17 protein-coding genes are annotated in these 18,820 nt (G+C 67.0%); 9 read left to right on the top strand and 8 right to left on the bottom strand.

Going from position 1 to position 18,820, the window contains the following annotated elements:
• Positions 1 to 233 precede the first annotated feature (233 nt).
• The 4 genes from PSEWESI4_RS07355 to purE form a co-directional block, all read right to left on the bottom strand.
• Entirely contained in the window at positions 234 to 767 is a 534-nt protein-coding gene (locus PSEWESI4_RS07355; RefSeq protein WP_187670537.1) for a DUF3299 domain-containing protein, read from the bottom strand.
• A gap of 65 nt (positions 768 to 832) precedes the next feature.
• A complete protein-coding gene (locus tag PSEWESI4_RS07350) occupies positions 833 to 1,078 on the bottom strand; it encodes a GlsB/YeaQ/YmgE family stress response membrane protein (protein ID WP_187670536.1) in 246 nt (81 codons plus the stop codon).
• An 84-nt stretch (positions 1,079 to 1,162) separates the two neighbouring features.
• Positions 1,163 to 2,248 carry a 5-(carboxyamino)imidazole ribonucleotide synthase gene (locus tag PSEWESI4_RS07345; protein WP_187670535.1) on the bottom strand — a complete coding sequence of 362 codons (1,086 nt, stop codon included), beginning with the start codon at positions 2,246 to 2,248 and terminating at the stop codon, positions 1,163 to 1,165.
• Between the two features lie 3 nt (positions 2,249 to 2,251).
• Positions 2,252 to 2,743 (bottom strand): 5-(carboxyamino)imidazole ribonucleotide mutase, encoded by a 492-nt coding sequence (purE, locus tag PSEWESI4_RS07340; protein WP_187670534.1) that lies wholly within the window; start codon positions 2,741 to 2,743, stop codon positions 2,252 to 2,254.
• A gap of 310 nt (positions 2,744 to 3,053) precedes the next feature.
• Between purE and adhP the strand changes: the two genes are divergently transcribed.
• Entirely contained in the window at positions 3,054 to 4,088 is a 1,035-nt protein-coding gene (gene adhP, locus PSEWESI4_RS07335) for an alcohol dehydrogenase AdhP (RefSeq protein WP_187670533.1), read from the top strand.
• Positions 4,089 to 4,121: 33 nt separating this feature from the next.
• Here adhP and PSEWESI4_RS07330 read toward each other — a convergent pair whose 3' ends face one another.
• Complete coding sequence (locus PSEWESI4_RS07330) at positions 4,122 to 5,033, bottom strand: LysR substrate-binding domain-containing protein (protein ID WP_187670532.1); 912 nt, start codon at positions 5,031 to 5,033, stop codon at positions 4,122 to 4,124.
• Between the two features lie 235 nt (positions 5,034 to 5,268).
• Between PSEWESI4_RS07330 and PSEWESI4_RS07325 the strand changes: the two genes are divergently transcribed.
• From PSEWESI4_RS07325 to PSEWESI4_RS07310, 4 genes are all read left to right on the top strand, one after another.
• On the top strand, positions 5,269 to 6,693 hold the full coding sequence (locus PSEWESI4_RS07325) for an aspartate ammonia-lyase (protein ID WP_187670531.1): 1,425 nt from the start codon (positions 5,269 to 5,271) through the stop codon (positions 6,691 to 6,693).
• Positions 6,694 to 6,816: 123 nt separating this feature from the next.
• The gene (locus PSEWESI4_RS07320) at positions 6,817 to 7,812 is read left to right on the top strand and encodes an asparaginase (RefSeq protein WP_187670530.1); all 996 of its coding nucleotides are present in this window, start codon (positions 6,817 to 6,819) and stop codon (positions 7,810 to 7,812) included.
• 99 nt (positions 7,813 to 7,911) lie between these two features.
• The gene (locus PSEWESI4_RS07315) at positions 7,912 to 8,358 is read left to right on the top strand and encodes a GNAT family N-acetyltransferase (protein ID WP_187670529.1); all 447 of its coding nucleotides are present in this window, start codon (positions 7,912 to 7,914) and stop codon (positions 8,356 to 8,358) included.
• A 54-nt stretch (positions 8,359 to 8,412) separates the two neighbouring features.
• Positions 8,413 to 9,408, top strand: coding sequence for an AraC family transcriptional regulator (locus tag PSEWESI4_RS07310; protein WP_187670528.1), 996 nt, complete (start codon positions 8,413 to 8,415; stop codon positions 9,406 to 9,408).
• A gap of 117 nt (positions 9,409 to 9,525) precedes the next feature.
• Here the strand turns inward: PSEWESI4_RS07310 and PSEWESI4_RS07305 are convergent, their stop codons facing one another.
• Positions 9,526 to 10,563, bottom strand: coding sequence for a threonine aldolase family protein (locus PSEWESI4_RS07305; protein WP_187670527.1), 1,038 nt, complete (start codon positions 10,561 to 10,563; stop codon positions 9,526 to 9,528).
• A gap of 284 nt (positions 10,564 to 10,847) precedes the next feature.
• On the opposite strand from PSEWESI4_RS07305, the gene PSEWESI4_RS07300 reads away from it, so the two are divergent.
• The 4 genes from PSEWESI4_RS07300 to PSEWESI4_RS07285 all read left to right on the top strand — a co-directional run bounded on the left by PSEWESI4_RS07300 (position 10,848) and on the right by PSEWESI4_RS07285 (position 15,079).
• Positions 10,848 to 11,876 carry a histone deacetylase family protein gene (locus PSEWESI4_RS07300; RefSeq protein WP_187670526.1) on the top strand — a complete coding sequence of 343 codons (1,029 nt, stop codon included), beginning with the start codon at positions 10,848 to 10,850 and terminating at the stop codon, positions 11,874 to 11,876.
• A gap of 26 nt (positions 11,877 to 11,902) precedes the next feature.
• Positions 11,903 to 13,003 carry a polyamine ABC transporter substrate-binding protein gene (locus tag PSEWESI4_RS07295; protein WP_187670525.1) on the top strand — a complete coding sequence of 367 codons (1,101 nt, stop codon included), beginning with the start codon at positions 11,903 to 11,905 and terminating at the stop codon, positions 13,001 to 13,003.
• Positions 13,004 to 13,123: 120 nt separating this feature from the next.
• Positions 13,124 to 13,339: a DTW domain-containing protein gene (locus PSEWESI4_RS07290; protein WP_187670543.1), complete on the top strand. Its 216-nt coding sequence runs from the start codon at positions 13,124 to 13,126 to the stop codon at positions 13,337 to 13,339.
• A gap of 174 nt (positions 13,340 to 13,513) precedes the next feature.
• On the top strand, positions 13,514 to 15,079 hold the full coding sequence (locus PSEWESI4_RS07285) for an ABC-F family ATP-binding cassette domain-containing protein (RefSeq protein WP_187670524.1): 1,566 nt from the start codon (positions 13,514 to 13,516) through the stop codon (positions 15,077 to 15,079).
• 285 nt (positions 15,080 to 15,364) lie between these two features.
• Here the strand turns inward: PSEWESI4_RS07285 and oadA are convergent, their stop codons facing one another.
• Complete coding sequence (gene oadA, locus PSEWESI4_RS07280) at positions 15,365 to 17,173, bottom strand: sodium-extruding oxaloacetate decarboxylase subunit alpha (RefSeq protein ID WP_187670523.1); 1,809 nt, start codon at positions 17,171 to 17,173, stop codon at positions 15,365 to 15,367.
• An 11-nt stretch (positions 17,174 to 17,184) separates the two neighbouring features.
• Complete coding sequence (locus tag PSEWESI4_RS07275) at positions 17,185 to 18,600, bottom strand: acetyl-CoA carboxylase biotin carboxylase subunit (protein ID WP_187670522.1); 1,416 nt, start codon at positions 18,598 to 18,600, stop codon at positions 17,185 to 17,187.
• Between the last annotated feature and the right edge of the window lie 220 nt (positions 18,601 to 18,820).

Raw genomic sequence — 18,820 nt, 5'->3', positions numbered from 1 at the left:
CTCGGTAGCGGGAGGCGAATCTTACAGCATCCCAAGACGCTGTCAACCTCCCCGAAACGCCCTTCCAACACCGGTCAATCCGACCTAAAACCCACTCGAACCATTCGATAACCTTTTGATTATCAAGAACTTTTCGAGCAGCTCCGCGCTGGAAGTGGTGCGCATTATAGGGAGCCAGTTTCTGCCGTCAACACTTCAGTGAAGATTTTTCCTAAACACTCGGTCAAGGCGCGTCAGAGGTCGTCTTCCTGCACCACCCTGACCTGGCTCGCATCCAGCGCGTAGGCCGCGTCGGCCAGGTCATTGCTGACCTGCTCGACCTTCAGCCCGCCGCTGACCCACAACGGCGTATAGATGTCGTCGAGCCGGATGCCCTGGGGATAGCGCACGAGGATCAACTGGTTCGGCGGCGGCGGCGGGACGTGGATGCAGGCGCCCGGGTAGGGCACCAGGAAGAACAGGGTGCTGTCACCCTTGTCGTTGGACTCCAGGGGCACGGGGTAGCCGCCGATGCGGATCCGCTTGCCGTCCATGGCCGCCACGGTCTTCGCCGAGTACATGACTGCCGGCAGGCCCTGCGGCTGCTTGAGGCCGCCTTTGCTGGTGAAGGTTCCGCCGGCCTCGGGAGTGTCGTGGCTGATCTCGGGCATGGCCTCGAGCGCGCGCTGGTCTTCCGGCGGCATCAGGTCGAGCCAGTCGGTTTCCGGCAATTCGGCATGGACGAAGGTGCTGCACAGCAGCAGGACAAGGATGCTCAGACGGCGCATGAAGAGACCCACCAGCAAACTTCGGGTCGCAGATCATACCCCGCCTGGCAGCGCGGGAAGGAACCTTACTTCTTGCTGACCAGACCGTAGATGATCAACAGGATCACCGCCCCCACCACTGCGCCGATGAAGCCGGCGACCTGCCCCGCCTGGTAGATGCCCAGCGCCTGGCCGCCATAGGTGGCGAGCAGTGAACCGCCGATGCCGAGCAGGATGGTCATGATCCAGCCCATGCTGTCGTCGCCCGGTTTTATGAAGCGCGCGATCAGGCCAACGATCAGACCGATGATGATGGTAGCGATGATACCCATGGCGATGCCTCCTCAGGATTGCCCACCGGCAAGCCTAGTCGCCGCCCCGGCGCCCCGCCATTCGAGGCACCGGGGTGCGTCGCATCAGACGTCGCGGATCAGCGCCTCGACGGCGGCGATCTGCTGTTGCAGTCGCTCGCGATCGGCGCAGCGCAGGGTGGCGTGGCCGACCTTGCGCCCGGACTTGAAGGCCTTGCCGTAGTGGTGCAGGTGGCAGTCTTCGACGGCGATCACCTGGGCGACGGCAGGAACTTCGCCGATGAAGTTGAGCATCGCGCTCTCGCCAACCTTGGCGGTGGAGCCCAGCGGCAGGCCGGTCACGGCGCGCAGGTGGTTCTCGAACTGGCTGCACTCGGCGCCTTCGATGGTCCAGTGCCCGGAGTTGTGCACACGCGGGGCGATCTCATTGGCCTTCAGGCCACCGTCCACCTCGAAGAACTCGAAGGCCAGCACGCCGACATAGTCCAGCTTGCTCAGGACGCGACCGACATAGTCCTCGGCCAGCGCCTGCAACGGGTGATAGCTGCTGGCCACGGACAGGCGCAGGATGCCGCTCTCGTGGGTGTTGTGCACCAGCGGGTAGAAGCGCGTCTCGCCATCGCGGGCACGCACCGCCACCAGGGACACCTCGCCGGTGAAGAGCACGAAGCCTTCGAGGATGCACGGCACGCTGCCCAGCTCGGCGAAGGCATCGATGACGTCTTCGGGTTTGCGCAGGACCTTCTGGCCCTTGCCGTCATAGCCCAGGGTGCGGGTCTTGAGCACCGCCGGCAGACCGATGCAGGCCACTGCGGCATCCAGATCGGCCTGGGACAGCACGTTGGCGAAATCCGGAGTGGGAATGCCCAGGTCCTTGAACATGGACTTCTCGAACCAGCGATCGCGGGCGATGCGCAGGGACTCGGCGCAGGGATAGACCGGGACGAACTGGGAGAGAAAGGCCACGGTCTCGGCCGGCACGCTCTCGAATTCGAAGGTGACCAGGTCGACTTCGTCGGCCAGTTGGCGCAGGTGGTCCTGGTCGCCGTAGTCGGCGCGGATATGCTCGCCCAGCGCGGCGGCGCAGGCGTCCGGGGCCGGGTCGAGGAAGGCGAAGCTCATGCCCAGCGGCGTGCCCGCCAGAGCCAGCATGCGGCCGAGCTGGCCGCCACCAATCACGCCGATCTTCATCTATCAGGCCTCGCGCGGGTCCGGGTTGTCCAACACCGACCGGGTCTGTTCGGTACGGAACTGCTTCAGCGCCGCATGGTACTGCGGATGCTGGTGACCGAGGATGCTCGCCGCCAGCAGCGCGGCGTTGACCGCGCCGGCCTTGCCGATGGCCAGGGTGGCGACCGGGACGCCGGCCGGCATCTGCACGATGGACAGCAGCGAATCGACCCCCGAGAGCATCGACGACTGCACCGGTACGCCGAGCACCGGCAGATGGGTCTTGGCCGCGCACATGCCCGGCAGGTGGGCGGCGCCGCCGGCACCGGCGATGATCACCTGGATGCCGCGCGCCTCGGCCTGTTCGGCGTACTGGAACAGCAGGTCAGGGGTGCGGTGAGCGGACACCACCTGCACTTCGTAGGGGATGCCCAGCTTGTCCAGCATATCGGCGGTATGGCTCAGGGTGCTCCAATCGGACTTGGAGCCCATGATCACGCCAACCAGTGCGCTCATCGTCATGCCTCTCGGTGGTGCGCCCGGCGGCGCGTCAAAAACCAACAAGCCACGCATCCGGAGGGTGGCGTGGCTTGTACATGGTAGGCCGGCGAGCGGGGCCGGCCCGAAGGCGGCGCAGTATACCGCAAAGCCGCGCCAGGCGAGCATCCCGCTCGACCGTCCGTCCCGCCCCGCGTCTTCATGGGAAAACCCGCCAAAACTTGCCCTAGCTCAAGATCGCCTAGGCTCAACGGGCCAGACTGGCCTGCATGGGCGCTGCCGCCGATGGGCAGCGCCTCCCGGCAGCCATATATAAAGGAGAGCCACGATGTCCACGACCCTGCCCAGCACGATGAAAGCCGCAGTGGTGCATGCCTTCGGCGCGCCGCTGCGGATCGAGGAAGTCAAGGTTCCACTGCCCGGCCCCGGACAGATCCTGGTGAAGATCGCAGCGTCCGGTGTTTGCCACACCGACCTGCACGCCGCCGAAGGCGACTGGCCGGTGAAGCCGAGCCTGCCATTCATTCCCGGCCACGAGGGCGTCGGCCATGTCGCCGCGGTGGGCGCCGGCGTCACCCGGGTCAAGGAAGGCGACCGGGTCGGCGTGCCCTGGCTGTACACCGCCTGCGGCTGCTGCGAGCACTGCCTGACCGGCTGGGAAACCCTCTGCACCCAGCAGCAGAACACCGGCTATTCGGTGAACGGCGGGTATGCCGAGTACGTGCTGGCCGACCCGAACTTCGTCGGCATCCTGCCCAAGGGCGTCGGCTTCACCGAGATCGCGCCGATCCTCTGTGCCGGCGTCACCGTCTACAAGGGCCTCAAGGAGACCAGGGCGCGCCCCGGCCAGTGGGTGGCGATCTCCGGGATCGGCGGTCTCGGCCACGTCGCCGTGCAATACGCCCGCGCCATGGGCCTGCACGTGGCGGCGGTGGATGTCGACGACGCCAAGCTGGACCTCGCGCGCAGGCTCGGCGCCAGCCTGACGGTCAACGCCAGGGAGGAGGACCCGGTCGAGGTGATCCAGCGCGACATCGGCGGCGCCCACGGCGTGCTGGTGACCGCCGTGTCCAACAGCGCCTTCGGTCAGGGCATCGGCATGGCCCGGCGCGGCGGCACCGTCTCGCTGGTCGGCCTGCCGCCGGGCGACTTCCCGACGCCGATCTTCGACGTGGTGCTCAAGGGCCTGCACATCACCGGCTCCATCGTCGGCACCCGCGCCGACTTGCAGGAAGCCCTGGACTTCGCCGGCGAGGGGCTGGTCAAGGCGACGGTGAGCGCCGGAAAGCTCGACGACATCAACCAGATCCTCGACCGCATGCGTGCCGGGCAGATCGAAGGGCGCATCGTCGTCGAGATGTAAGCCACGCGCCGGCTCGCGGGCCGGCGCCATCTCTCACTCCCCTGCCCGGCCCAGGCCGCCCTCCAGCTTGCGCCAGAGCAGGCGCACCGCGGCCTTGCGCTGCAAGGCGCAACGGTACAGGCGGATTTCCAACGGGACCTGCCAGGACGCATCGCCGCACACCACCAGTTCGCCACGCGCCAGCTCGGCGCTCACCGACAGGCGCGGCACCCAGGCCACGCCCAGTCCCTGCAGAGCCATGCTCTTCAGGCTGTCGGCCATTGCCGTCTCGTACACCGTGGTGGCACGCAGCGCGCGTTGGCGCAGCAGGGCGTTGACCGAGCGACCGAGAAAGGCGCCCGCGCTGTAGGCCAGCAGCGGCACGCTCTGCTGGCCGTCCAGGTCGTACAGCGGCTGGCCGGAGGCGTCCACCGCGCAGACCGGCAACATCTCGCTGCTGCCCAGGTGCAGGGAGGGGAAGATTTCCGGGTCGAGCTGCATCGCCGCGTCCGGGTCGTAGAAGGCCAGGATCAGGTCGCAGCCGCCCTCGCGCAGCGCATGCACGGCCTCGCCGACGTTGGTCGCCACCAGGCGGCTGGCGAGATTCAGGCCTTCGCCGCGCAACCGGGCGATCCACTGCGGGAAAAAGCCCAGCGCCAGCGAGTGCGCCGCGGCGAACTGCAACACCTCGCCTTGCTGGCCCTCCAAGTGATGCAGATGGCGGACCACCTCGCCGAGCTGATCGACCATGCTGCGCGCGGTGACCAGGAACAACTGGCCGGATTCGGTCAGCTCCACCGGGGTGCGCGAGCGGTTGACCAGGGTCAGCCCCAGCGCGCCCTCCAGGCTGCGGATACGCCGGCTGAAGGCGGGCTGGGTGACGAAGCGCCGCTCAGCGGCCTGGGAGAAGCTGCGGGTGGCGGCCAGGGCAACGAAGTCCTCCAGCCATTTGGTTTCCAGGTTCATGTGTTCGGCCCGGGCATTTTTACTGGGTCCCCGTGAGTTCATTGGGCCCCCGCATGCGCGGGGGTGACGGTTAGGCGTGAAAAATTCTGCACGCTCGGCGATCAGGGAAAGTCACACCAACATTATGCCGTTCGTGCATACCATAGCGATTAACAGCATTGGCCGACAGATGGCCTGAAGCCTTAATTTATAGGGCATCGCGGCAGTCGCCGTATCTCCCTGAGAAAAATCCACCATGTCACCCGCTGCATCCTCTCGCATCGAAAAAGACCTGCTCGGCGCCCTCGAAGTCCCCGCTGAAGCCTATTACGGCATCCAGACCCTGCGTGCCGTGCAGAATTTTCGACTGTCCGGCGTGCCGCTGTCCCACTACCCGAAGCTGGTGACCGCGCTGGCCATGGTCAAGCAGGCCGCCGCCGACGCCAACCGCAAGCTCGGCCACCTGTCCGCCGCCAAGCACACGGCGATCAGCACCGCCTGCGCGCGGATCATCCAGGGTGAGTTCCACGACCAGTTCGTGGTCGACATGATCCAGGGCGGCGCCGGCACCTCGACCAACATGAACGCCAACGAGGTGATCGCCAACGTCGCGCTGGAGGCCATGGGCTTCGAGAAGGGCGAGTACCAGCACCTGCACCCGAACAACGACGTGAACATGGCGCAGTCGACCAACGACGCCTACCCGACCGCCATCCGCGTCGGCCTGCTGCTCGGCCACGACAGCCTGCTGGCCAGCCTCGACAAGCTGATCCAGTCGCTGGCCGCCAAGGGCCTGGAGTTCGGCCACGTGCTGAAGATGGGCCGCACCCAGTTGCAGGATGCCGTGCCGATGACCCTCGGCCAGGAGTTCCGCGCCTTCGCCACCACCCTCGGCGAAGACCTGCAACACCTCAAGCTGCTCGCCCCGACCCTGCTCACCGAGGTCAACCTCGGCGGCACGGCGATCGGCACCGGCATCAACGCCGACCCGCAGTACCAGAAGCTGGCCGTCGAGCGCCTGGCGATCATCAGCGGCCACCCGGTGACCCCAGCCGCCGACCTGATCGAGGCCACCTCGGACATGGGCGCCTTCGTACTGTTCTCCGGCATGCTCAAGCGCCTGGCGGTCAAGCTGTCGAAGATCTGCAACGACCTGCGCCTGCTCTCCAGCGGCCCGCGCACCGGGATCAACGAGATCAACCTGCCGGCGCGCCAGCCGGGCAGCTCGATCATGCCCGGCAAGGTCAACCCGGTGATCCCCGAAGCGGTCAACCAGGTGGCCTTCGAAGTGATCGGCAACGACCTGGCGCTGACCATCGCCGCCGAAGGCGGGCAGTTGCAGCTCAACGTCATGGAGCCGCTGATCGCCTACAAGATCTTCGACTCGATCCGCCTGCTCAGCCGCGCCATGGACATGCTCCGCGAGCTGTGCATCGACGGCATCACCGCCAACGAAGAGCATTGCCGCCACCTGATGGAGAACTCCATCGGCCTGGTCACCGCGCTGAACCCGTACATCGGCTACGAGAACGCCACGCGCATCGCCAAGATCGCGCTGGACAGCGGCCGCGGCGTGCTGGAGCTGGTGCGCGAGGAGCAACTGCTGGACGACGCCACCCTGGCCGACATCCTGCGCCCGGAGAACATGATCGCTCCGCGCCTGGTGCCGCTCAGCGCCTGATCGAAAAGACTCACCAGAGAGGGGAACTCCTGCTCTCCTCCTTCACAGGGATGGCTTTGCCATCCCTTTTTTTGTCCACAAAAAATAGACTGGGTCTTTCCCACCCTTCCGAGGATCCCTGCCATGCCCGCAGCCAAGCGCATTCTCATCCTCTATACCGGCGGCACCATCGGCATGCAGATGAGCGCCGACGGCCTCGCTCCGGCATCCGGCTTCGAGGCGCGGCTGCGCGCCCAGCAGGCGCTGGAGGAAGACGGCGCCGAGCTGCCGGAATGGCGCTTCCGCGAGCTGCTGCCGCTGATCGACAGCGCCAACATGACCCAGGGGCACTGGCTGGCGATGCGCGACGCGATCCTCGCCGGGCTCGCCGAAGAAGGCTGCGACAGCGTGCTGGTCCTGCACGGCACCGACACCCTGGCCTACAGCGCGGCGGCGCTGAGCTTCCTGCTGCTCGGCCTGCCGCAGCCGGTGCTGCTCACCGGCTCGATGCAACCGGCCGGGGTGGCGGGCGGCGATGCCTGGCCCAACCTGTTCGGTGCGATGCGCATGTTGCAGCGCGGCGAGCGGCCGGGCGTGCAGGTGTATTTCGACGGCCGCCTGCTGCATGGCGCGCGGGTCGGCAAGCTGCGCAGCGATGCCTTCGACGCCTTCACCGTGCTGCCGCGCCGCCGCCAGGGCCGACACGCCGATGAAATCCCCACCACGCTCGACTACCGCCAGCAGCGCCGGCCGGTGCGCATCGCCGTGCAGCCGCTGTTTCCCGGTCTCGGCGCCGAGCAGTTGCGCGCGGTGCTGGAGAGCGGCGTCGAGGCCCTGCTGCTGGAGTGCTACGGCAGTGGCACCGGGCCATCGGACGACGAGGCGATCCTCGCCGCGCTGCGCGAGGCCCACGAGCGCGGCGTGGTGCTGGCGGCGATCAGCCAGTGCCCGCAGGGGCATGTCGAGTTCGGCGTCTATGCGGCGGGCAGCCGATTGCAGCAGACCGGGCTGGTCGGTGGCGGCGGGATGACCCGCGAAGCGGCGCTGGCCAAGCTGTTCGCCCTGCTCGGCGCAGGGCTGAGCCGGACCGAGACGGAACGCTGGTTCGCCCTCGACCTGTGCGGTGAACTGGTCGAGTAGCCCGGACCGGTCTTCCCGGATTGCGTCCGGGCTACCGGACTCGACACGGCGGATGTAAAAAGCGACATCCGCCCTGCTTATAAACAGAAGGAACCTGCCATGTCCGTGGAGATTCGCCCCGTCACCGCCGTCGACCATGCCACCTGGCTGCCGCTGTGGCAGGGCTACCAGCGTTTCTACGAGACCACCATCCCGGACGCCACCAGCGCCGTCACCTGGCAGCGCTTCCTCGATCCGGCCGAGCCGATGCACGCCGCGCTGGCCTGGCTGGACGGCCGCGCGGTGGGCATGGTGCACTGGATCTTCCACCGCTCGTGCTGGACGGTCAGCGACTACTGCTACCTGCAGGATCTCTACGTCGCCGAAGACCTGCGCGGCAGCGGCGTCGGCCGCGCGCTGATCGAGCACGTCTATGCCGCCGCCCACGACGCTGGCGCCAACCGCGTGCACTGGCTGACCCAGGAAGGCAACCTGCGCGGCCGCCAACTGTACGACCGCATCGCCAACCGCTCGGGCTTCATCCAGTACCGCCAGTTGTTCGACTGAACGGGGCATGTTTCTTGCCTCGCTTATCGGCATCCTCCCTGCCGGCAAGCGCCCATGCTGCATTCGTACCTGACCACCCTGAACGGTGTCTCGCTGATCCTGCAAACCCTCTGCGGCGACGATGAAGCGGCCGCGAAACGCCTGCTGGCCGGCAGCGGAATCCGCCTGGAGGACCTGCAACGCGCCGACCGGCGCATCACCACCGCCCAGGAAATGCGCGTCTGCGCCAACGCCGTGGCCCTGCGCCAGGACATCGGCCTGCTGCTCGGCCAGCGCATGCACGTGTCTTCCTATGGGTTGCTCGGTTACACCCTGCTGTCCAGCGCCACCCTGGGTGACGCCCTGGCGCTGGCGCTGGAGTACCCGGCGCTGCTCGGCACCTACTTCGAACTGAGCCTGCAACGGGAAGGCGACAGCGCCTGGCTGGTCGCCGAGGGTTATCGCGACCAGGCCGAACTGGAGGTGTTCAACGTCGAATACTGCCTGGCCTCGCTCAAGCTGATCTGCGACGACCTGCTCGGCCAGCCACTGCCCCTGGTCGGTGCGCGCTTCACCTACGGCGCACCGGACTACCAGGCGCAGTACGCGAGCAGCTTCCCCTGCCGGCAAGAGTTCGGCGCCCGCCACAACGCCATCGGTTTCGCCGTCGAATGGCTCGACCGGCGCCTGCCGCTGGCCGACGCGGTCACCCATCGCGACATGCGCGAACGCTGCCGCCAGCTCAACGGCGAGTTCGTCTGCCGCCAGGCCTGGGTCACCCGCGCCCGCCAGTTGATCGCCGCGCAACTGCCGGAAGCACCGGGGCTGGAGGAGCTGGCGCGGCAGATGCGCTGCTCGCCGCGCACCCTGCGCCGGCACCTGCGCGAAGCCGGCACCAGCTACCAGGCCCTGCTCGACGAACTGCGCTACGAGCGGGCGCGGCACCTGCTGGAGCAGGAGCGCCTGCCGATCCACCGCATCGCCGAAGCCATGGGCTACAGCGAGACGGCCAGCTTCCGCCACGCCTTCCAGCGCTGGAGCGGGCAGTCGCCCCGGCAGTTCCGGGCATAACCGGGCAGGGTGCGCCGTGCGCACCGGAACGCCCGACGCCGCCAATTTTTCGGTGCGCACAGCACACCCTACGGATACGTAGCCCTCTACGAAGCCCTGGATTGAAGACGACCCGACCTAGGCCATGGCCTTGCGGATATCCGCCGCCAACTCGCGGACCCGTTCTTCCTCGGTGTCCCAAGAGCACATGAAGCGCGCGCCGCCGGCCCCGATGAAGGTGTAGAAACGCCAGCCCCAGCCGTTCAGGCATTCGATGGCCGTTTCCGACAGTTGCAGGAACACACCGTTGGCTTCCACCGGGAACATCAGGCTCACGCCCGGCACGTCCGCCACCAGCTCGGCCAGCAGGCGCGCGCAGCGGTTGGCATGGTCCGCGTGGCGCAACCAGGCTCCGTCCTGCAACAAGCCGACCCAGGGCGCCGACAGGTAGCGCATCTTCGAGGCCAACTGGCCGGCCTGCTTGCAGCGGTAGTCGAAGTCCTCCGCCAGGGCCTTGTTGAAGAACAGGATCGCCTCGCCCACCGCCATGCCGTTCTTGGTGCCGCCGAAGCACAGCACATCGACCCCGGCCTTCCAGGTCAGCTCGGCCGGCGTGCAACCGAGGAAGGCGCAGGCATTGGAGAAGCGCGCACCGTCCATGTGCAGGTTGAGCTTCAGCTCCTTGCACGCCTGGCTGATGGCGAGCACTTCGTCGGGACGGTAGACGGTGCCGACTTCGCTGGCCTGGGTCAGAGTCACCACACGCGGCTTCGGGTAATGGATGTCCTGGCGCTTGAGCGCCACTTCGCGGATCGACGCCGGCGTCAGCTTGCCCTGCTCGGTCCTGGCCAGCAGCAGCTTGGAACCATTGGAGAAGAACTCCGGCGCGCCGCACTCGTCGGTCTCGACGTGGGCGGTCTCCGAACAGATCACGCTGTGGTAACTCTGGCAAAGAGAAGACAGCGCCAGCGAGTTGGCCGCCGTGCCGTTGAAGGCGAAGAACACCTCGCAATCGGTCTCGAACAACTGGCGGAACTGGTCGGCGGCGCGCTCCGTCCACTGGTCCTCCCCGTAAGCGCGCTCATGGCCACGGTTGGCCTCAGCCATGGCGGCCCACGCCTCCGGGCAGATACCGGAATAGTTGTCGCTGCCGAATTGCTGGGTCTGGTCGGTCATGGTGGTGTTCCTGCTGAAAGCTGTGAAAAAGGTGTCGCGAACCGGGCCGGCCGGCACCGACGAAAAGCTCGAGCTCGGAGCATAAGCAGAACCGCACCCGCCGCAAATAGCCGTTTTCCACACGCTGCCAGAAGGCGCTCGCCGTACCGGTGTTCGCCAATGCGGTTCACGTTAGTCCCGCATTCGTGGCCACATCTATCCCTTTTTGGCCGCTCCTCGCGTTTTCTCCGCCGGATGCCCCTGCCAACAATGCGGGTAACGGCACCCCAGCGGAGAACAACCAGATGCTGACCCTCTACAGCGACGACCACCACCTGCACCACGGCCGCTGCGAGCTGATCGACGGCGAACTAAAGCCGTGCTTCGAGATGCCCTCGCGCGCCGACCACGTGTTGCAGCGGGTCAAGGACCAGGCCCTCGGCGAGGTTCGCGCCCCCACCGACTTCGGCCGCGCGCCGATCGAACGCATCCACAGCGCGGACTACCTGGCCTTCTTCGAAGGCGCCTGGGCGCGCTGGGCGAAGCTCGGCAAGGACGGCGACCTGCTGCCCTTCACCTGGCCGGCGCGCACCCTGCGCGGCGTCCTCCCGGACAGCCTGCACGGTCAGCTCGGCTACTACAGCTTCGACGGCGGCGCGCCGATCACCGCCGGCACCTGGCGGGCCGCCTACAGCGCCGCGCAGGTCGCCCTCAGCGCCCAGCGGGCGATGGCCGACGGCGCGCGCAGCGCCTTCGCCCTGTGCCGGCCGCCGGGCCACCATGCCGCCTCCGACCTGATGGGCGGCTACTGCTACCTGAACAACGCCGCCATCGCCGCCCAGGCGTTCCTCGACCAGGGCGCCGCGCGGGTGGCCATCCTCGACGTCGACTACCATCACGGCAACGGCACCCAGTCGATCTTCTACGACCGCGCCGACGTGCTGTTCGCCTCGATCCACGGCGATCCGCGCTTCGAGTTCCCGTTCTTCCTCGGTTACGCCGACGAAACCGGCGCAGGCGCGGGCGAGGGCTTCAACCTCAACCTGCCACTCGCCGCCGGCAGCGCCTGGGACGCCTGGGGCGCCGCGCTGGAAAGCGCCTGCCAGCGCATCGCCGCCTATGCCCCGGATGCGCTGATCGTGTCGCTGGGCGTGGACACCTTCAAGGAAGACCCGATCTCGCAGTTCAAGCTGGACAGCCCGGACTACCTGCGCATGGGCGAGCGCATCGCCCGCCTCGGCAAGCCGACCCTGTTCGTCATGGAGGGCGGTTACGCGGTGGCGGAAATCGGCATCAATGCGGTGAACGTGCTGGAAGGTTTCGAAGGCGCCTGAGCCTTCGCATTCAGGGGAAAGAGACGATGAAGACGATCAAACGCCTGCTCGGCGCCGCGCTCTGCGGCACCACCCTGCTGGCCGGCGCGGTGCAGGCCGAACAACGCGAGCTGCGGGTCTACAACTGGGCCGACTACATCCTGCCGTCGGTGCCCAAGGACTTCGCCCAGCAATCCGGTATCAAGCTGACCTGGGACACCTTCGACACCAACGAAAGCATGGAGGCCAAGCTGCTCACCGGCAACTCCGGCTACGACCTGGTGGTGCCGTCCAACGTCTTCCTCACCCGCGCCATCGCCACCGGCGCGCTGGAGAAACTGGACAAGAGCCAGTTGCCGAACTGGCAGCACCTCGACCCGAAGCTGCTGGCGATCTTCGCCTCCAACGACGCGGGCAACCAGTACGGCGTGCCCTACATGTACGGCACCGTGCTGATCGGCTTCAACCCGGACAAGGTCAAGGCCGCGCTCGGCGAGGACGCGCCGGTGGATAGCTGGGACCTGGTCTTCAAGGAGGAGAACATCAGCAAGCTCAAGCAGTGCGGCGTGGCGATGCTCGACTCGCCCTCGGAGATCATGCCGATCGTCCTGCACTACCTGGGCCTGTCGCCGAACAGCACGGAGCCGAAGGATTACGACAAGGCGGTCGAGCTGATGCAGAAGATCCGCCCCTACGTCGCCTACTTCCACTCGGCCAAGTACATGACCGATATCGCCAACGGCGACATCTGCGTAGCGATCGGCTACTCCGGCAGCTTCTACCAGTTCGCCAACCGCGCCAAGGAAGCCGGCAACGGCGTGGTGGTCGACTGGCGCCTACCCAAGGAAGGCGCGCCGATCTGGTTCGACAGCTTCGCCATTCCGAAGAACGCCAGGAACCTCGCCGAGGCCCACGAGTTCCTCAACCACCTGCTCGACCCCAAGGTGATCGCGCCGGTCAGCGACTTCCTCGGCTACCCCAACCCGAACAAGGACAGCATGTCGCTGGTCAGCCCGGCGATCCGCGACAACCACGACCTCAGCCCCACCGACGAGCAGTTGAAGACCCTCTACGCCACCGAGCCGCTGCCGCAGAAGGCCGAACGCGTGCGCACCCGGGCGTGGACCCGGATCAAGTCGGGGAGTTGAACCAGCCCGTAGGGTGCCCGCGCGCACCGGATGGGGCATGGCCAGCGGTGCCAGGATCGCCGCTTTCGTGCCGGCTTCTTCTTGGTGCGCGCGGCGCACCCTACGAGAAGCGATGTGTGGGTGGAAAATGTAGATAAGCAGGGCCGCCTGTGCGCGCTGATCCCGCGCCTGCACAACCGCACCCGCGTGCTCCTGCTGCAACACCCCAGCGAAGTCGGCTACGCCCTGAACACCGCGCGCCTGGCCAATACGGAACTGCGGGTCGGCGAGGACTTCGGCGACCTCGACCCCTCCGGCGAGGACACCTTCCGCCGCAACCACCAGCGTCCGCGCTGACCCCGTTGGTCTATCCGGGGCTGACAGCCTGCTCGGTCTCTCTTTATAGTGCGCGCTCCCTTTCCTTCCGCGAGGTATTCGTCCGATGCGCAATTGATGCCGCCGTGTTCCGCACGGCCCGTTTCCGTCCCAGGCTTCTGCCCTGGGGGATGCATGGCATCGATTGGAGTCCGCATGACGAGTCCCTTTACCCTGGCGCTGCATGGCGTCGGTTTCCAACTGCCCACCGGCGAGCAGCTGTTCCACGATCTCGACGAGAGCCTCGATGAACGCCATACCGGCCTGGTAGGGCGTAACGGTGTGGGCAAGTCGGTTCGCGCGCGTATCCTCGCCGGCGAGCTGGCGCCCGGCGCTGGACGCTGCCTGCGCCAGGGGCGCGTGCATTACCTGGCGCAGCACCCGGCGGCGCGTAGCGTGGCCGAACTGGCCGGCGTGCAAGCGCTGCTGGAGGCGTTGGCCCGCATCGAAGCCGGTGGCGTCGAGGCGATGGATTTCGAGCGGCTCGATGGCCGCTGGGATATCCGCCAGCGCCTGGAAGCCGAGCTGGCGGCTTGCGGCCTGGGCTATCTCGATACGCAAACGCCCATTACGCGCCTGAGCGGCGGAGAGCGCGCGCGGGTGGCATTGCTCGGTGCCTGGCTCAGCGACGCCGACCTGCTGATCCTCGACGAGCCCAGCAACCATCTCGACCGCGCTAGCCGCGAAGCCCTGCGCGAGCAGTTGCAACGCTGGCGCCGCGGCCTGTTGCTGGTGAGCCACGACCGGCTGCTGCTGGAAGACATGCAGCGCATCCTCGAGTTATCCCCCGATGGCCTGCGCAGCTACGCCGGCGGCTACAGCGCCTACCGTGAAGCCCGGCGGAGCGAGCGGGACAGCGCCCAGCGCGAACTGCAACGGCGCAAGCTGGAGCGCGAACGCCAGGAGCACCGGCAGGCGAGCGGGCGTCGCCAGGCACGCGAGGCCAACCAGGCGAAGATCCTCGTCGACCGGCAAAAGGAGCGCAGCCAGGTCAGCATCGCCAGGCAGCGCAGCCAGCACGACGAGCGCGGCGACCAGCTCGATGCACAGGTGCGCGAGGCCTTCGCCCAGCTACGCGAGGACGCTGAGGTGGTGCTGAACGCGCCGAACTGCGAGCTGCCGGCACAGCGCGACCTGCTGCTGGAGGGCCTGCGCCTGCCGTTCGGCAGCGCGGCGCCACTGGACCTGCAGCTTTCAGGGCCGCGCCGGGTGGCCCTGGACGGGCCGAACGGCAGCGGCAAGTCGACCCTGCTCAAGGTGCTGGCCGGACGCTTGGCACCGAGCGCGGGTACCTGTGAGGTCAAGGTGCGCAGCGCCTACCTGGACCAGCAGTTGGCCGGTTTGCGCCCGGAGCGCTCGGTGCTGCAACTGCTGCAAGAGCGCAACCGCCGCGATGATCTTTCCAGCCTGCGCACGCGCCTGGCCCGGCTGGGGCTGCCGGCCGCCCGTGTCGATCTGCCGTGCGGTCTGCTCAGCGGCGGCGAGCGGCCCAAGGCGGCGCTAGCCTGCGAGTTGTACGCCGACGAACCGGCGCAGTTGCTGTTGCTCGACGAGCCGGACAGCCACCTCGACCTGCCCTCGCTGGAGGCGCTGGAACAGGTGCTGCGGCAGTATCGCGGCGCCTTGCTGGTGGTTTCCCACGACGAGACGTTCCTCGCCAGCCTGGCCCTGGAGTTCCGCCTGGAAACCGGTACCGGGCTCTGGAGCTGGCGGCCCTGGTAGAGGCTTTACCGGCGACGGCGAGGGCCGGCCGTTCACGCTGTCGTAGCCCGGATGCAATCCGGGGAAAATGTTGGCTCCGCTTCCCCGGGCTACCGACTGGACCAAGATCAAGTCGGGAAGTTAAGTCCGCCCCTCACCCCAGCCCTCTCCCGGGGGGAGAGGGAGCTTGCCCGTGCCAGCCCTTGGCTCCGAACATCCCCGCAGCTCCAGATGGACCCTCTCCCTCCCCAAACCATAAAAAAGGGGAGCCTCGCGGCTCCCCAGGGGACTTGCTCCTTTACCCGGTCAGGCGATCTCGATCAGCACTTCGCCCGGGTTGACGCGGTCGCCCTTGGCCACGTGCACCGCTTTCACGGTACCGGCAATCGGCGCCTGCACTTCGGTTTCCATCTTCATCGCCTCGGTGATCAGCACGGCCTGGCCGGCTTTCACGGCGTCGCCTTCCTTGACCAGCACATCGACGATGTTGCCCGGCATGGTGGTGCTGACGTCGCCAGGCGCGCTGGCCTGCTTGCGCTTGCCGGCGCCGCTGCCGCCGACGAATTCGTTGAGCGGCTCGAACACCACCTCTTCCGGCATGCCGTCGATGGACAGGTAGAAGTGGCGCTTGCCCTCGCCCTTGATGCCGACGCCAGTGATGTCGACGCGATAGGTCTCGCCGTGCACGTCGATGACGAACTCGGTCGGCACGCCCTCGCCGCCAGGCGCGGCCACGCCGTTGCCGGAGGGGATCGGCAGCAGCGTTTCCGGAGTCAGGGTGCCGGCTTCGCGCTCTTCGAGGAACTTGCGGCCGATGTCCGGGAACATCGCGTAGGTCAGCACGTCCTCCTCGGACTTGGCCAGCGCGCCGATCTCGCCGCGCAGCTTGGCCAGCTCCGGCTTGAGCAGGTCGGCCGGGCGCACGTCGATGACGTCTTCGCTGCCGATCGCCTGGCGGCGCAGTTTCTCGTCGACCTGGCCCGGCGCCCTGCCGTAGCGGCCCTGCAGGTACAGCTTCACCTCGTTGGTGATGGTCTTGTAGCGCTCGCCGGCCAGCACGTTGAAGAACGCCTGGGTGCCGACGATCTGCGAGGTCGGGGTCACCAGCGGCGGGTAGCCGAGGTCGGCACGCACTTTCGGGATTTCCGCCAGCACTTCGTCCATGCGGTTCAGCGCGCCCTGCTCCTTGAGCTGGTTGGCGAGGTTGGAAATCATCCCGCCCGGCACCTGGTTGACCTGCACGCGGGTGTCGACACCGGTGAACTCGCTCTCGAACTGGTGGTACTTCTTGCGCACGGCGTAGAAGTACAGGCCGATCTCCTGGATCAGCTCCAGGTCCAGGCCGGTGTCGTAGGGCGTGCCGCGCAGCGCGGCGACCATCGACTCGGTGCCCGGGTGGCTGGTGCCCCAGGCCATGCTGGAGATGGCGGTGTCGATGCGGTCGGCGCCGTTCTCGATGGCCTTGAGCTGGCACATGCTGGCGACGCCGGCGGTGTCGTGGGAGTGCACCACCACTTCCAGCGGCAGGGCGTCCTTCAGCGCCGCGACCAGTTCGCCGGTGGCGTAGGGGGTCAGCAGGCCGGCCATGTCCTTGATGGCGATGGAGTCGACGCCCATGTCGGCCATGACCTTGGCCTGGGTGACGAACGCATCGATGGTGTGCACCGGGCTGGTGGTGTAGCAGATGGTGCCCTGGGCGTGCTTGCCGGCGGCCTTCACCGCCTCGATGGAAACGCGCAGGTTACGCACGTCGTTCATCGCGTCGAAGATGCGGAACACGTCGATGCCGTTGACCGCCGCCTTGGCGACGAAGGCACGCACCACGTCGTCGCTGTAGTGGCGATAGCCGAGCAGGTTCTGGCCGCGCAGGAGCATCTGCAGGCGGGTGTTGGGCAGCGCGGCCTTGAGCTTGCGCAAGCGCTCCCACGGGTCTTCCTTGAGGAAGCGCACGCAGGCGTCGAAGGTGGCGCCGCCCCAGACCTCGAGCGACCAGTAGCCGACCTTGTCGAGCTTGTCGCAGATCGGCAGCATGTCTTCGGTGCGCATGCGGGTGGCCAGCAGCGACTGGTGGGCGTCGCGCAGGATGGTATCGGTGACGGTGATTTTCTTAGTCATGACTCAATTCCTCACAGGCCGGCATGGGCAGCGATGGCGGCGGCGATGGCCAGGGCCAGTTCGTCCGGTTTGCGCTTGATCGAATAGTTGGTCAGTTCCGGATGGCTCTCGACGAAACTGGTGTTGAACTGGCCGCTGCGGAACTCGGGGTTGCTCAGGATTTCCTGGTAATAGGCCGCGGTGGTCTTAACGCCTTGCACGCGCATGTCGTCGAGCGCGCGCAGGCCGCGGTCCATCGCCTCTTCCCAGGTCAGCGCCCAGACGATCAGCTTGAGGCACATCGAGTCGTAGTACGGCGGGATGGTGTAGCCGGTGTAGATCGCCGTGTCGGTGCGCACACCGGGGCCGCCGGGCGCGTAGTAGCGGGTGATCTTGCCGAACGAGGGCAGGAAGTTGTTCTTCGGGTCCTCGGCGTTGATGCGGAACTGCAGGGCGTAGCCGCGATACTGGATGTCTTCCTGCTTGACCGACAGCGGCAGGCCGCTGGCGATGCGGATCTGCTCGCGGACGATGTCGATGCCGGTGATTTCCTCGGTGATGGTGTGTTCCACCTGCACCCGGGTGTTCATCTCCATGAAGTACACCTCGCCGTCGGCGAGCAGGAACTCCACGGTACCGGCGTTCTCGTAGCCCACCGCCTTGGCGGCGCGCACGGCGAGGTCGCCGATGTAGGCGCGCTGCTCGGGGGTCAGTTGCGGGCTGGGGGCGATCTCGATCAGCTTCTGGTTGCGGCGCTGGATCGAGCAGTCGCGCTCGAACAGGTGCACGGTGTTGCCGAAGGAGTCGGCCAGCACCTGGGCCTCGATGTGCTTGGGATTGACGATGCACTTCTCGAGGAACACCTCGGCGCTGCCGAAGGCCTTGGTCGCCTCGGAGATGACGCGCGGGAAGTTCTGCTCCAGCTCCTCGGCGCTGTTGCAGCGGCGGATGCCACGGCCGCCACCGCCGGAAGTGGCCTTGAGCATCACCGGGTAGCCGATCCTCTCGCCTTCGCGCAGCGCCTCGGCGAGGTCGGCGACGTTGCCTTCGGTGCCCGGGGTACAGGGCACGCCGGCGGCGATCATGCTGCGGCGCGCTTCGGTCTTGTCGCCCATCCGGCGGATCACTTCGGCGCTCGGGCCGATGAATTTGATCCCGCGCTGGGCGCAGATTTCCGCCAGCTCGGCGTTCTCGGAGAGGAAGCCATAGCCCGGATGAAGGGCGTCGCAGCCGGTCTCCACCGCCAGGTTCACCAGCTTGCGCGGGTTCAGGTAGCCAGCCAGTGGTTCGGCGCCGATGCTGTGCGCCTCGTCGGCGCGCTTCACATGCAGCGCATGGCGATCCGCCTCGGAGTAGATGGCCACCGAACGGATGCCCATCTCGGCGCAAGCGCGCACGATGCGGACGGCGATCTCCCCGCGGTTGGCGATCAGGATTTTCTTGATCACGGTTTGGTTCTCTCTCTTAGGGCCTGTTAGCGCTACTGCGCGGCCGCGCAGTAGCGCTAACAGGCCCTATGTGGACAGGCGGGCGACTCTCATCGCTCGACGCTCGACCGCAGCCACGCCCCGGTCGTTATCCAAACCTAACGCCGGCGCACCGATTACCCAAAATTAATAATTATTTGGTTAGCTATTAGCAGAGACTTATAGTTGTGCGACCAGCCCT

The sequence above is a fragment of the Zestomonas carbonaria genome (assembly GCF_904061905.1).
Lineage (GTDB): Bacteria > Pseudomonadota > Gammaproteobacteria > Pseudomonadales > Pseudomonadaceae > Aquipseudomonas > Aquipseudomonas carbonaria.
The sequence above is the reverse complement of the archived record's forward strand: the minus strand, read 5'-3'. Positions and strand labels throughout refer to the sequence as shown.